This is a genomic window from Streptomyces sp. NPDC058880 (assembly GCF_042742535.1).
Taxonomy (GTDB): Bacteria; Actinomycetota; Actinomycetes; order Streptomycetales; family Streptomycetaceae; genus Streptomyces.
Window position 1 is genome coordinate 9,569 of sequence record NZ_JBHYMC010000085.1, and the last position, 13,912, is coordinate 23,480.

General features: G+C 68.9%; 9 protein-coding genes and 7 pseudogenes. 6 read left to right on the forward strand and 10 right to left on the reverse strand.

Features of this window, described 5'->3' with window-relative positions; translation table 11 throughout:
• Positions 1-383: 383 nt before the first annotated feature.
• Positions 384-644, forward strand: a pseudogene (locus ACFW2G_RS30525) (NUDIX hydrolase); the annotation flags it as partial.
• 205 nt (positions 645-849) lie between these two features.
• Complete coding sequence (locus ACFW2G_RS30530; RefSeq protein ID WP_384585172.1) at positions 850-1,842, forward strand: NUDIX domain-containing protein; 993 nt, start codon at positions 850-852, stop codon at positions 1,840-1,842.
• 253 nt (positions 1,843-2,095) lie between these two features.
• Here the strand turns inward: ACFW2G_RS30530 and ACFW2G_RS30535 are convergent.
• A pseudogene (locus tag ACFW2G_RS30535) lies at positions 2,096-2,182 on the reverse strand (LysR family transcriptional regulator); the annotation flags it as partial.
• 25 nt (positions 2,183-2,207) lie between these two features.
• On the opposite strand from ACFW2G_RS30535, the pseudogene ACFW2G_RS30540 reads away from it, so the two are divergent.
• Positions 2,208-2,538 (forward strand): annotated as a pseudogene (locus ACFW2G_RS30540) (transposase); the annotation flags it as partial.
• A gap of 256 nt (positions 2,539-2,794) precedes the next feature.
• Here ACFW2G_RS30540 and ACFW2G_RS30545 read toward each other — a convergent pair.
• From ACFW2G_RS30545 to ACFW2G_RS30570, 6 genes and pseudogenes are all read right to left on the reverse strand, one after another.
• Positions 2,795-3,091 (reverse strand): annotated as a pseudogene (locus ACFW2G_RS30545) (transposase family protein); the annotation flags it as partial.
• A gap of 245 nt (positions 3,092-3,336) precedes the next feature.
• Positions 3,337-4,026: a hypothetical protein gene (locus ACFW2G_RS30550; RefSeq protein ID WP_384455221.1), complete on the reverse strand. Its 690-nt coding sequence runs from the start codon at positions 4,024-4,026 to the stop codon at positions 3,337-3,339.
• Between the two features lie 1,203 nt (positions 4,027-5,229).
• Positions 5,230-6,446 (reverse strand): annotated as a pseudogene (locus ACFW2G_RS30555) (IS110 family transposase).
• Between the two features lie 357 nt (positions 6,447-6,803).
• Entirely contained in the window at positions 6,804-7,247 is a 444-nt protein-coding gene (locus ACFW2G_RS30560) for a DUF2267 domain-containing protein (RefSeq protein ID WP_384585175.1), read from the reverse strand.
• Between the two features lie 60 nt (positions 7,248-7,307).
• Positions 7,308-7,703 (reverse strand): annotated as a pseudogene (locus tag ACFW2G_RS30565) (DUF2267 domain-containing protein).
• A gap of 97 nt (positions 7,704-7,800) precedes the next feature.
• The gene (locus ACFW2G_RS30570) at positions 7,801-8,232 is read right to left on the reverse strand and encodes an Hsp20/alpha crystallin family protein (RefSeq protein ID WP_384455215.1); all 432 of its coding nucleotides are present in this window, start codon (positions 8,230-8,232) and stop codon (positions 7,801-7,803) included.
• A gap of 126 nt (positions 8,233-8,358) precedes the next feature.
• Here ACFW2G_RS30570 and ACFW2G_RS30575 point away from each other — a divergent pair, with 126 nt between their 5' ends.
• Both ACFW2G_RS30575 and htpG read left to right on the forward strand, forming a co-directional pair.
• Entirely contained in the window at positions 8,359-9,009 is a 651-nt protein-coding gene (locus ACFW2G_RS30575) for a type III effector protein (RefSeq protein ID WP_384455213.1), read from the forward strand.
• Between the two features lie 113 nt (positions 9,010-9,122).
• Positions 9,123-11,042 carry a molecular chaperone HtpG gene (gene htpG / locus ACFW2G_RS30580; protein ID WP_384455210.1) on the forward strand — a complete coding sequence of 640 codons (1,920 nt, stop codon included), beginning with the start codon at positions 9,123-9,125 and terminating at the stop codon, positions 11,040-11,042.
• A 281-nt stretch (positions 11,043-11,323) separates the two neighbouring features.
• Here the strand turns inward: htpG and ACFW2G_RS30585 are convergent, their stop codons facing one another.
• The 3 genes and pseudogenes from ACFW2G_RS30585 to ACFW2G_RS30595 all read right to left on the reverse strand — a co-directional run.
• Positions 11,324-11,956: an HSP18 transcriptional regulator gene (locus tag ACFW2G_RS30585; protein ID WP_384455207.1), complete on the reverse strand. Its 633-nt coding sequence runs from the start codon at positions 11,954-11,956 to the stop codon at positions 11,324-11,326.
• Positions 11,932-12,660, reverse strand: coding sequence for a transposase (locus ACFW2G_RS30590; protein ID WP_384455203.1), 729 nt, complete (start codon positions 12,658-12,660; stop codon positions 11,932-11,934). The genes ACFW2G_RS30585 and ACFW2G_RS30590 overlap by 25 nt, the downstream gene beginning before the upstream one ends.
• A 23-nt stretch (positions 12,661-12,683) precedes the next feature.
• A pseudogene (locus ACFW2G_RS30595) lies at positions 12,684-12,800 on the reverse strand (IS5/IS1182 family transposase); the annotation flags it as partial.
• A gap of 824 nt (positions 12,801-13,624) precedes the next feature.
• On the opposite strand from ACFW2G_RS30595, the gene ACFW2G_RS30600 reads away from it, so the two are divergent.
• Positions 13,625-13,912 (forward strand): DUF6188 family protein (locus ACFW2G_RS30600; RefSeq protein WP_384455201.1); only part of this gene is annotated, 288 nt, incomplete at its 3' end.

Consider the following 13,912-nt stretch of genomic DNA (forward strand, 5'->3'; position numbering starts at 1 on the left):
CGCGCTGGGTCCCTCCTTTTAAACGCGCCCCGCCGCGGGGCGGGGCGTGGGGGGGCGGGGGGGGGGGGGGGGGCCGCCAACTGTGGTGTGGGCGGGCCCCCCCCCCCCGCGACCATGCACGCCGACCACATCCACGTCCTCGATCAAGGCTGTGTCGTCGAGGACGGCACCCACGAGGATCTGATGGCCCGCACGGGCGGCCTGTACCAGGGGATGTTCACCGCCCAGGCCGCCCAGTACGGGCAGGCGCCCGCACCCAATCCGGTTCCCAGGCCCCGCGGCACAGCCCTCCGGCCACGAGACGGTGAGCTGATCCGCCAGCACGACTTCCTCCAGCCCGGCCGGCCGTACCGCCCCATTCCGTCGAAGGCGAGATCAGTCACATGCCCCCCAGCCCCACCGCAGTCCGCAGGACCGTCGAGGACTACCTCCACCGCCACCCCGGCGAGCGCGACGCCCTGGCCGGGCTGCTCGCCGCCCTGGACCGGCCCGTCGACACGACCGCCCGGACGACGCTGCCCGGGCACGTCACGTGCAGCGCCGTCGTGATCGACCGGCAGGGCCGGGTGCTGCACACCCCGCTCCGGGCCACCGGCGGCCTCATCTCCGCCCCGGGCGGCCGCATCGAGCCCGAGGACCGAACACTGCTCGCCGCGGCGCTGCGCGAGGTGTCGGAGCAGGCCGGGCGCCCTGTGCCTGACCCGGCAGCTGCTCGGCTCTCCGATCGACATCGGCGTCCACGATGTCGACGCCAACCCCGCCACGGGCGAACCGGCCCACCGCCACCACGACGTCCGCTATGTCTTCTACCTCGCCGGCGAGGAGCCGCCGGCGATCGCGTTGCAGGACGTGGGGGCGTCCGGCGCCCAGTGGCTCCCACAGCCGGAGGTCACCTCGCCGACCCTGCGCACGAAGCTCCTCCAGGCACGCCTGGACGGCCGGCCGGAGCCGGTGAACGCCTCCGCGCTCATCCACGACGGGGCCGGCCGTTACCTGCTCCATTTGCGCGACCACAAGCCCGGCGTCATCTGGGAGTCGGGGGCGTTCGCGCTCCTCGGTGGCGGGCGTACGCACGGGGACCGGAGCCTTGAGGGCACGCTGCTGCGGGAGCTGTCCGAGGAGGTGCCCGACCTCCACCTTGAGGACCTCACGCCCTACGCCGTGGAGGACGCCACCAGCATCGACGGCCTCAGCGTCCCCGTCCGGGTCTTCGCCGGCCGGTGGCGCGGCAATCCCGACCATCTCACGCTGCACGAGGGTGTGCTGCTGCGCTGGTTCGCGCCCGATGATCTGGACCGGCTGCGGCTGAGCCCCGCCACCCGTGCTCTGATTCACCGGCACGCCGCCGCGAACCCTCCGGGCGACGGCCGGGCCGTGGCTCCTCCGGTGTGGGACGGGGGCGAGCGGGTGGTGCTGAACGGCGTCGGGGTCCACCTCCACATCGAAGACGCCGAAGGCCGGGTGCTGCTAGGCCTGCGTCACCCCGATGTGAAGTACGCGGGCGACACCTGGCACTACCTCGCCGGGCGGTGCGAGCAGGAGTCCGCCCTCGCGTGCCTGGTCCGCGAGGCGTGGGAGGAGGCGGGGCTGGTCATCGACCCCGCTGACGCCGAGCTCGCGCACGTCGTCCATGTCGTCGACGCCCCGGGCAGCCTGCCCTTGATGCAACTCGTCTTCCGGGCACGCCGCTGGGAGGGCACCCCCGAGGTCCGCGAGCCGGACAAGTGCCTGACCTGGAAGTGGTGGCCGACCCACGAGCTTCCGGACCGTCTCGTCTCCTACACCCGGACAGCCATCAGCAGCATCGCCGAGGGCCGTGCCTATGCGCAGATGGGCTGGTGAAGGACGTGCGTACGCCGACCAGCCGCGGGCCTGGGCCGGGCGTCCGGCCCGGCGCCCGTCCGCGGGGCCGCCCCGACGCCGAGGGCAGCGCGATGAGCGGCGAGGCCGAGGCGAGGGTCGTGGCCGGGATCCTGGCGCTGCTGTACCGGATCTCACCGGCTGCGGTCAGCACAGGACCGGCGGGAACGGCGACCCGCAACTACCTGGCCGAGGACCGCGCAGGCGGGCGGTGGTTCGTGAAGGCGTACCCCCGTGGCACCGCCTCGTGCCCGGCGGCGTTCAGATTCGTGACGACCTGCGACCCGATCAGCCCGGTACCGCCCATGACCGCGAACTTCATGACATGCCTTCCGTCAGGAGATCTGTCCCGCGGCGGCCAGGTGAACGGCGTCGTCTTCCACACCGACAGGGGCGCCCCAGTACAACGCGGCTGCCTTCGCCGACGTCTGCCGCCAGCACGGAATCCGCCGCAGCATGGGCCGGATCGGCTCGAGCTACGACAACGCCCTCGCCGAGTCGTTCTTCCAAGGCCTCAAACGAGAACTGCTTCACGGGCGATGCTGGACCTCGAAGGCGCAGACACGGCTTGAGGTGTTCCGCTGGCTCTCGTACTACAACCGGCGGCGTCGGCACTCCGCCCTCGGCTACCTCACACCAGCCGAGTTCGAACAGCAACTGATCACATCACGTACGCTGTACTCGCCGCATGAAACCCGGTGTCCACTCCCCGGGATCAACCTCACTGGTGGCCGCTCCGGGGACTGCGTCGGCCACGCCGATCACAACGTCGGTACTGCTCAGGACGCCCGTTTCATCGCGGCCGTCCTGTAGCAGCACTCGGTACGCCGGGCCTGGTACCGCGTGAAGGGGTATCGGCCGCTGTCGTCGGCCAGGGCCGTCCACCAGCGGGGTGGGCGGCCGGGTATCAGCGACTGACACCGAGCCTTTTCCATCATCGCTCTGAGCTGGCCAGGTGCAGGGCGAGGACGGCCTGGACGAGTGCGGTGACGCGGGTGGTCGAGCATCGGATCTTGCGGAGGAGTCGCCAGGCTTTGAGGGTGGCCCTGGCCCGCTCTACGAGTGCGCGGATCTTCGCGTGCGAGTGGTTGACGGCCTTCTGACCGGTGGTAAGGGTTCCCCAGCGGCCGCAGTAGGGGGTGGGGACCGTTCTACCGGCACCCCGATAGGCCTGGTCCGCCCGGCAGGTGACGCCGACCTTGGCAAGGGCGTCGACGATGCCGTGCCTTCGACATCACCTTCGACGGACGACTCTCAGCCGCCCGCCGCTGAGCCTCCGACAACTCCAGAACCACCGTTCACTGGACACTTCCCCGCACCATCCGTGCATATCTACGAAGACGGGGCGTCCGCCATGTCATCTCGGAGATGCGCAGTGGAGGTCGACGAGGCCGGCACGGCAGGCTCAGGGGCGGAACAGCCGGTCGGGCCGGCGGCTCGCGCGCGACATCTGACGGCCTGCTATGGAACTCGGGTTCAGTGCCTTGGCGGCCACTGGTGCATGCGAGAGACGCCGTGGTGCAGTCCGCCCCGCCCACACCTGATCGTGGTGGGGTCGGCGGCGGTGTCGGGGGCGCTGCCGCCGCCCGTGACGGTCGCTGCGTTGGCCGCTCTGATGGTGCTGTCGCCAGGTCCGAAGCCGAACTTGTCGAAGGTCCTGCAGTCGGCCCTCACGGTGAGGGTGACGGCAGGGTAGCTGTCGCCCGGGGCGAGGCTGTCGTTGCGGGTGCAGGTGAGGCTGACGAAGACGCATTCCCACCCGTCACCGCGGATGGAGACGGGGGCCAGTTCGGCGGGGAGCCTGTCGGCAACGGTGACGGCGCCGCCGGACGGCCCGCTGCCGATGTTCGTGACGGTGAGGGTGTAGGCGCCGTTCCTGCCATGGGTGAAGTGGCCGGTGTGCTCATTGGCGATCGTCAGGCTGGGGAAGGCCGTGACGGTGACGGTCACCTGACCGTTGCTGTTCGGGGTGCCGACGGTCGACAGGCCGTAGCTGGTGTCCGTCCCGCTGGCGTAGCTGCTGCCCCCGCCACCGCCGCCGCCCGCGTCGTCCCCTCCTCCTCCGCCGCCGCCACCGCCGAAGTAGCCGCCCCCGCCACCGCCTCCGCCGCCACCTCCGGCACATCCGCCCGCGAGGTCACCGCCGTGCCCGCCCGTGCCGACCACGCCGGTTGCCGCGTCGAAACCGGTCCCACCGTCCCCGGAAAAGCTAGTGCAGTTCTCCTGAGCACCCGCCCCGGCTCCCCCCGAGCCGGGGGCACCGGTGCTGGTCAGACCGCCGCCACCGCCCGAGCCGGGGGCCTCGCCGGTTCCGGCGCCTCCGGCCCCGCCATCCGGCTGTCCGCCGCTCCCGCCCGCACGGCCGTTGCCACTCCCCCCGCCGCTCCCGCCGCCCCCGCCCGCAACGACCTGAAGGGCCGTGCCGGCAGTGACACTCGAGGCGCCGCCTCCGCTCGAGCCTCGCGGGCCACCGCTCCCGCCTCCACTGCTCCCACCGCCGTTGAAGCCGCCCTCGGGGCCGAAGTTGCATCGCTGACCGGTTCCACCGACCCTGACGGTGTACGTGGTGACTGACGCGGTCCGTAGCGTCGTCGTGACCCGGGCCCCCGTGCCGCCCGTACTGGCGAAGCACGAGCCGCCGCCGGCTCCGTCTGCGGTGACGGTGACGATGGCTCCGGCAGGGACGTCCGCCAGGGTTTGAGGCGTCCCGGTGTAGTCGAACGTGTAGGTCCCGGACGTGACCGCCTGTCTGCCGGAAGGGGGTGGAGCGGCCGCGGAATAGGCGGTGGCGGGCAGCGCCGCCGCTCCGACGAGAACAGCGCACGCTGCTGCTGTCACCCCGACACGCCAGCCGTTCCGGCGGTTCTCCCGTGCGGGCGTGGCCCGTGAGCACACGAGGGGTTCCGAGACGACCTGTACGGGCGGAGTCTCCGGGCGGCGGGGGCTGGGCCACCTGCGCCTGACCCGCGGCCGGGTTTCCGGGTCACTGTACGTCACCACGAGGGCCTTTCTGCTGAGGAATGGTCCCCGGCGGCGGTGCGAGGCCCCGGGACGGCAGGACGGGCGCACACCGCCTCATCCGCAGAGAATTCCCTGCCCCGACATATCTCTTAATATGTCGTTATGAAAATAATTGGTCATTCTGGAGTGCGCCTAGCACTGACGGCCACTCAGATCGGCGTCGGCGCCTACGGATCCTCTGGTAAATGCAGCAGTGCTGGGATGCCGAGGTGTAACTGCTGGATCGTGCGGCCCACCCATCACTCTCCCGAGTGAACATGAGGTGCCTGGGGCGAGAAGTGGGGGGTGCCTCTATGTCTTTCGTCAAGGCGCCTGTGTCGGGTTTCGGGTGGTTCGGGCTCGCTGAGGCTAGGCGGCGAGCTCGATGTCCGTCGGTGTCCGGGATTCGTAGAAGGTGCCGTCGCGGAGCATGGCGAACAGGACGCTGATGCGTTGGCGGGCGAGGCGGAGGAGGGCCTGGGTGTGGGTCTTGCCGCGGGCGCGTTGCTTGTCGTAGTAGGCGCGGGAGGCTGGGTCGGCGTTCATGCAGGCGAAGGCGGAGAGAAACATCGCCCGTTTGAGCTGCCGGTTTCCGCCTCGGGGTGCGTGTTCGCCATGGATCGAGGTCCCGGACTGCTTGGTGGCTGGGGCGAGGCCGGCGTAGGAGGCGAGGTGGGCGGCGGTGGGGAAGCTGGTGCCGTCGCCGACGGTGACCAGGAGGACGGCGGCGGTCCTGGCGCCGACGCCGGGCATCGACGTCAGGACCGGGAATGAGGGTGAGCCTCCAGCAGGGCGTTGATCTGGGCTTCCATCGCCCGGCGCTGGGTGTGGACAGCGGCCAGCGAGGCGGCCAGGGAGGGGATGACGATGTCGAGGGTCCCGGTCCCGGGAACGACGACGGTCTGCTCGTCGAGCGCGTTGAAGACGTCGTCGATCAGCCTGGTGGCCATGCGCGGGGCCTTCGGGCGGATCAGCTCGACGAGTCTGCGGCGTCCGGCCTTGCGCAGGGCGGCTGGGGATCCGTAGCGCTCCAGCAGCCAGGTCACGGCCTGGTGGTCCAGGCGCGGGCCCAGGACGCGTTCCAGGCTGGGGTGGAACTGGGTGAGCAGGCCGCGTATCCGGTTGGAGGTGCGGGTGGCCTCGGCGGCCAGGTCCTGGTCGAAGCCGACGAGCACGGTCAGCTCGGCGGTGATCTGGTCGGTCAGCTCCAGCGAGCGCAGGGTGTGCGGCATCGTCCGGGCGGCGTCCGCGATGACGGCGGCGTCCTTGGCGTCGGTCTTGGCCTCGCCCGGGTAGAGGCCGGCGATCCGGCGCATCGCCAGTCCGGGCAGGTAGGCGACCTGGCAGCCCGCGTCGCGGGCGACGGTCAGTGGCAGAGCGCCGATGGAGGCGGGCTGGTCCACGATCACCAGCACGGTGGCGAACTTCGCGGTCAGTTTGTCGAAGACGGCCCGCAGCTTGGGCTCGCTGTTGGGCAGCTGCTTGTCGAAGACCTTCTTCCCGCCCGGGGTGAGCCCATGACCGTGATGGCTGCTCTTGCCGACGTCCAGGCCGAGGAACACGCCCACGTCTTCGATCTCGAACATCGTGCCCCTTCCCAGGGGGTGTTGACGGTGCCGGCCCCGGCTCGGGTGTCGTGCTCGCGCATCCACGTTATGCAGACCTGCCGCCCGCGAACTGTCCAGCATTGCGCCGGACCGGACGGTGGCCGGACCTCTGATCAGCGTCTCCGACGAACACCCCCGGACCCGGTGACACCACCCCCCAGGTCATACCTTCGACAGTGGGCAACAGTCATGCCGGGCGGCCAGCTCCGAGCCTACGAACAAGTAGAGGAACCCTGGAAGCAGCAGTATCTGCGCGACCAGCACGACCGGAGTCGGCAGTCGGGGGCTGGAGCCTCGGCGAGCCCGGAGATGTCTCCTGGGCGGGCGTCTCGGTGGCTATGTGGCGGGGGTGATTTCTGCTTGGCCGAACAGCAGAGCCCAGTCGGTAGGGAGCTGGTGGAGGATGCGGCTGGTCAGGTCGGGGCCGGCGTGGGCTGTGACGGCGGTGAAGACGGCGCCGGTGTCCCAGCGGGTGGTGGCCAGAGAGGCGCCGGAGCGTGTGGCGAGGTCCTTGACGAAGTCCCAGCCGGTCAGTGGCCGGGTGTCGGGGATCTGCGCGGTCAGCACGCGTGCCGCCTCAAGGGGCAGGCAGCGGGCCAGGTCGACGCGTTCGTCACCGGTCAGTTGACGTCCGAGTCCGGTGAGCACTACGCGGACAGCTTCTTCGGCCCGTTCACGGGTGGGGTAGGCGCCTTCGTATCGGACCTTCTCCAGCATCTGCTCGTAGGCCGTCGAGCACGGCTGCTGGTGCGTGAGCGGTACGCGGGCGTCGGTGATCACTGCGGTGCATGCCTTTCAGGAGCCGTGGGAGCGCCGGGCACGTGGCACTCCCGGTCTTCGTCAGATGGGTTGGGGGCGGCCGAAGAGAAGGTCGTAGCCGACGGGGAGCTGAGGCAGGATCTGCCTTGTCAGGTCTTCGCCTGCCGTGTCGGCGACGGTGGCCGGCACGGCGCTGACGTCTCTCGTCGCGGTCTGCTCGGTGGCGCCCTCGATTCGGGCGGCGGTCGCGCGGACGAATCGCTCGGGGGAAGCGGCTCGGCGCTCTCCAGCGGGTTGAGCAGGATCATGCTGAAGCCTTCCGGCAGGGCGTGCCGCGTGCTGGGCGCGGACCCTGCCGATCTAGTGGGTGCCGAGCAGGGCAAGCACGACGCGCGCCGCACGCTCGGCCTAGTCCGCGATGTCGTATTCGCCGCGTTCCTTCACATGGTCGAGGAACACTTTCCGTCGCAAGGTCATCAGCCGCCGCCCCTTGGTGTTGTCGGTTCCACAGGGGGTGCGGAGGCCAGGGAGGGGGAGATCGGATGGGCTGTCCTCCGCACCGGTTCCGGACTGGTCAGCCGGAGATCTCCTTGCGGTCGGAGCCGGCACCGATGGAGATCTTGCGGGGCTTGGCGCGCTCGGCGATCGGGATGCGCAGGGTGAGAACGCCGGCCTCGTAGTCAGCTTGGATGCGCTCGGTGTCGAGAGTGTCGGCGAGCATGATCTGGCGGGAGAAGACGCCCAGCGGCCGCTCGGACAGCTCCATCTTGACGTTGTCGGCCTTGGCCGTCGGCCGTCGCTCGGCCTTGACGGTCAGCATGTTCCTCTCGATGTCGATGTCGATCGCGTCTGCGGTCACGCCGGGGACATCGAAGGCCACCACGTACTCGTCACCCTCGCGGTAGGCGTCCATCGGCATCACCGACGGCTTCGACCAGGTACCCGGACCCACCAGTTGCTGCGCCATCCGGTCCAGCTCACGGAAGGGGGCAGTGCGCATCAACATCGTGAAACACCTCCAGCAGGTTCGAACGGTTGCTGCCAATGCGCTGCACAGACCCTGTTGTAACATGTCATCCAGTGGATGACAATCATGTCGTCGTCAACCTGATGACATTCGAAGGAGGTGCCCGTGACCGCAGCCCATCAGCCGTCCGCGCCCGGTAGCGAGGCCCGCAGTCCGGCGTCCTTCATGGCTGCCGCGGCAGCCCTGGTGGCCATGGACGACGCGTTGCGCGACGCCCAGAACGACACTGCCGACGCCCTCGGGCCCGGCCCCGAACAGGCTCTGGCCTCACTCATGTTGCTGCGGCAGGTGCGTGAGCAGCTCGCCGGCTGGGAGACCGGTCTGATCGAAACCGCCCGCGATGCAGGCGCCAGCTGGGCAGAGCTTGCCCATCCCCTCGGTGTCGCCAGCCGCCAAGCTGCTGAACGCCGCTACCTGCGCGGCCGGCCCGGCCCCGCCGGTACCACCGGAGAGCAGCGTGTGCAGGCCACCCGCGAACGCCGTGCCGCTGACCGCACCGCCGCCACTTGGGCCCGAGCCAACGCAGCCGACCTGCGTCGCCTCGCCGGACAGATCACCGCTCTCGCTCACCTCAGGCCCGAAGCGCGCTCGGCGCAGGCCGCCCTGCACACCGCTCTCGGCGCCGCGGACGCCGCCGAGCTCATCGCGCCCCTGGCCGGCATGCGTCCCCACCTCGACGCCCGCCACACCGCTCTCGTCGACTCCCTGGACGTCCTCGAAGCCCACCGCACGACGACAGCCTCCGACGAAGACTGACCCGCACACGCCGAGCAATCCTCCGTCCGCGGTGCGCACCACCTGCGCGTCACGCCGACGAGGCCTCTGCCTCAGGCCCATCCGTATCTGACCTTCCGCTGAAAGGACCCAGCATGCCCAGCAGCGTCGAGACGCTGGAATTCCAGGCCGAGACCCGCCAGTTGCTCCGGCTGGTGATTCACTCGATCTACTCGAACAAGGACATCTTCCTGCGCGAGCTGATCTCGAACGCCTCCGACGCCCTGGACAAACTGCGGCTGGCATCACTGACCGATGCCAGCCTCACCGAGAACGGCACCGCTGACCTGCACATCTCATTGGAGGTCGACAGGGACGCCCGCACCTTGACCGTCCGGGACAACGGCATCGGCATGACCCGAGATGATCTCGTGGAGCTGATTGGCACGATCGCCAAGTCCGGCACCGCCGCCCTCCTGGAGAAGATCAAGGAGTCCAAGGACGCCGCGACCACGGAGAGTCTGATCGGGCAGTTCGGCGTCGGCTTCTACTCGGCGTTCATGGTCGCCGACAAGGTCACCGTGCACACCCGGCGGGCCGGCACCGACTCCGGTACCCAGTGGGAGTCCGACGGCGAGGGCTCCTACACCATCCAGGCCGCCGACGACCTCCCCGTCGGCACCTCGGTCACCCTGCACCTCAAGCCCGTCGACAGCGAGGACGGACTCGCCGACTACCTCTCCGAATCGAAGATCCGACAGACCGTCAAGCGCTACTCGGACTTCATCCGCTGGCCGATCCGCATGGCCACCGACCGGACCGATGCCGACGGCGAAGCCACCTCCGCCCTCGACACGCTCAACTCGATGAAGGCGCTGTGGGCCCGGCCTCGAAGCGAGGTGACCGAGGACGAGTACAACGAGTTCTACCAGCAGATCAGCCACGACTGGCTGCCCCCGGCCGATACGATCCACATGCGCGCCGAAGGCACCTTCGAATACGAGGCGCTGCTCTTCATCCCCGAACAGGCCCCCTTCGACCTGTACTCCCGCGAGTCCAAGTCCGGCGTGCAGCTGTACGTGAAGCGGGTGTTCATCATGGACGACTGCGAAGCGCTCATGCCCAACTACCTGCGCTTCGTGAAGGGCGTCGTGGACGCCCACGACCTGTCGCTGAACGTCTCTCGCGAGCTCCTCCAGCATGACCGCCAGATCCAAGGCGTACGCCGACGCCTGGTCAAGAAGGTTCTCGGCGCACTCAAGGACATGCAGGCCAAGGGCGCCGAGCGCTACGCGAAGGTTTGGGCCCAGTTCGGCCGAGCACTGAAGGAGGGCCTGCTCGAGGACACCGACAACACCGAGGCCCTGCTGGAGCTGGTGTCGGCCGCCTCCACTCACGACCAGGAGAAGACCACCACACTGCGCGAGTACGTCGAGCGCATGAAGGAAGGTCAGGACACCATCTACTACCTGACCGGCGAGACCCGCGCCATGGTCGAGAAGTCCCCCCACATGGAAGCCTTCGCCGCCAAGGGCTACGAGGTGCTCATCCTCACCGACCCCATCGACGAGGTATGGGTCGACCAGGTCCCCGCATTCGACGGCCATCGCCTGCAGTCCATCGCCAAGGGCCAGGTCGACCTCGACGACACCGCCGACGGCGGAACGGAAACCGAAGCCGACAAGGCCCAGCGCGAGCAGGACTTCGCCGCCGTGCTGCCCTGGCTGACCACCACCCTGTCCGACCACGTCAAGCAGGTACGCCTGTCATCACGCCTGACAACCTCGGCAGCCTGCATCGTCGGCGACGCCCACGACGTCACACCCACCCTGGAAAAGATGTACCGGGCCATGGGCCAGCAGATGCCCACCGTCAAAAGGATCCTGGAACTCAACCCCACACACCCCCTGATCACCGCACTTCGCACCGCACACCACGCAGACGCCGAGGCCCCCGCTCTGACGGAGATCGCCGAGCTGATCTACGGCAGCGCTCTGCTCGCCGAAGGAGGCGACCTGCCCGACCCGGCCCGCTTCACCCGGCTCCTCACTGACCACCTGACCCGCACCCTGTAACCACAGAAGCAGCCCCGCACAGAGGAACCGTCTGTTCCGGCTTTCCGCTCGGAGCGCTGGAGCAGACGGCGCGACCGTGACCGCTGCCAGGCGGACCATGTTCCCGCGCTTCAGGAAACCGCCCAGGCCATCTGCTCTGGGCGGGATCATGGGACGGCGGGGCGGGCGCACATCGGGTCGTCATGCGCTGGCGAGATCGGCGTCCGCAACGGTTCGTGGGTGCCCTTCCATCAGGCGAAAGAGCTTCGCCGCATGAAGCGGCGATCTCGGGTGTCCCAGGCTCAAGTGCTGCGTTGGTCGTGGGTGTCCTGGCGGAGCTGTTCGGTGTGCCGCGTGAGGGTGTCGATGCGTTCGGCGAGGCCGGCGTCTTCGGGCCGTAGGTACGCGCGCGTGGCGGTCAGCGGGCGGACGAGGCGGGCAGGGTCGTTATCGGCGAGTGCCAGGTTCAGCTCGCCGACCGCGTCCTGGGCATTCTCGGGCAGGTCGGTGAGGGCGGTGATCTGTCCGGCGAGGCGACGCAGGTCCGCTGCGTTGTCGCGGGCCCATGCGGTGACGGTGCGGTCCGCAGCACGTGAATTACGGGTGGCCTGGACACGCTCCTCACCGGTGGAGCCAGGCGTGCCGGGGCGCAGTCGCAGGTAGCGGCGCTCGGCGGCCTGGCGGCTGGAGACGCCAAGGGGGCCTGCAAGGTCGGCCCAGCTGGCTCCCTGCCCGCGGGCGGTTTCGATCAGTCCGCTCTCCCAGCCGGCGAGCTGTTCGCGCACCTCGCGCAACGTCAGCAGGGCCGCCAGGGCAGGGCGCGGGCCCGCGTCAGCCGGGGGCGGCTCCGCGTTCTGTCTCCGGGCGGCGGATCGCTGTGCGACTCTGTCGGGGATCTTGTGCGCGCGGCTCATTTGCCTTGCCGCCACCAGCATTCCCAGGTCAGGCCGCGGGCATCGAGGTACTGCTGGAAGGTCGTGGGGCGCCGGGGGCGGTGGGGGTGGCGAGTTGTGCGTGAGGCGAGGCGTTCAATGTTGATGGCGATGCCGGTCAGGACGTGCTGCACGTGTGTCTTGCGGTGGCCGTGGTAGCGGCTGCGGCGGGCCCGGTGTCCGTTGATGAACTCGCAGATGGTGCCTTCGACTCCGGACCGGGTGGCGCAGAGCCGTCTCCATTGGGAGTCTTGCTGGTTCGCGCGGTTCTGGGCCTGGAGTTCATGCAGATGCTGTGGGAGGAAGTTCACGGTGCGGGCAGCAGTGCCGCGGGCGCAGGCGGGCCGGTCGGGGCACGGGTTGCACTGGTATGGGCGAAACCGGGCCACGGTGTAGGGGGCCATGGCCGGTGGCTTAAGCCAGATGTGGCTGGTCTCGCCATTGGGGCAGGTGACCTGGCGCTGGTCGAAGTCGATGGTGAAGTCGTCCTGGGTTAAGCCGGTCTGTTCCTTGCTCTGCCATGCACCGCTGGCCTTGACCGGGCCGACGAGTTCGACCTGGTGGTCGCGGAGGGAGCGGTGCAGCAGCGAGACCGAGAGGTAGCCGCCGTCGAGAAGGTGTTGCCGGGGCAGCAGCCCGCGGTCACGGAGCCGGATGTGGATGCCGGGGAGGGCCAGTACGGGAAGTCGACCGGCATGGCCATCCACTTCACGCCGTTGTCGACCAGGTAGCGCACAGCGTCGAGCATCTCGCGGTGGCAGTACGCCTCCGGACGCCCGCTCCGCTTGAGCAGCCAGGCCGGTACCGGCATCGCGGCACGGACCTCGGCCCACTCCGCGTCCGTCATGTCACTCGGATAGCACCGCGCCCGCCGTCCCGGAGCGATCGAACCGAACCTGTGCACGTAGCAGTCACACTCAGGGATGACCGTGGTGGACGCGGGTACAGCAGGGATGGTCAACTCGTCGCACAACGGGTCTCCTTGCTCGTGACCGGCCTCAACAACCACGTCACTACCAAGGGGCCCGTTTCTTCATGCCCACGACCGCACTGACATCTCTGCCCGAATGATCACCCGCACCGCAGGATTCGAACGAGATCCGGTTTGCCACAACGCACTCAGGAGGACGGAACTACGCAGGACCGTCCGAAGTGTTCCAAGCGCCAACAGCCCTCGTCCCGAGAACTCCAAGATCCCCGACAGAGTCGCTCCTTGTCTGATCTGACCGTGCCGGCGGGCGAGCTGGTCGAGTCGACGCTGGGCTTCGATGACTTCCGGCAAGGAGAGGAGCGGGATGTCGTGAGTGGAGCGGGTCCAGAGTTGATGCCGCAGGCAGAGGTGGAGGTGGGCTGGCGAGAGGGTGATGATCACGGAAGTGGTGGGGCTGCGTCGGCCGGTGCAGCAGTGGCAGGGGCGGCTGACCAAGTGTTCCGTTCGCTGCCCGGGACCAGAAAAATGAGATCATGTCCCGTCGCACTGCAGTGTCCGTTGATCTTGTTCTGAGCTGCCGGTTTGCCGGGATGGTCGCGAACGCCTCTCCTCGCGCTCTCAGCGAAGCTGGCTTCTGCGGAACATCCAAAGGCAGTGACCATCGACGGCTCGGCAGAGGGTGATGCCGAAGAGGAGTGAAATCCCTTGGTGCCTGCGACGGAGTGGACCATGGTGTGGTGATGAGCACTGAAGTGGAACCGGTCGAGCACGAGGACCGCTGGATCCTGAACCTCCGAGGCCTGAGTGTCGTCAGGATCAGCATCGACTTTCGGCTGACCCTCGTCCTGGACGCAGGGTGGGAAGTCGTGCTGGAAGCACCAGCGCGGCTCTCGACAGGGCCACTCCACACCAATCCTGGCCTGCCTCTGACGCCTGAGAGGACGTTAAGTCCGTTTCTGGTAGCAGCCTCGTCCGGGCTGGGTGAGGAAGCCTTGGCGGGTGAGGCGTCCGAGGCGGCTGCGGGTGAT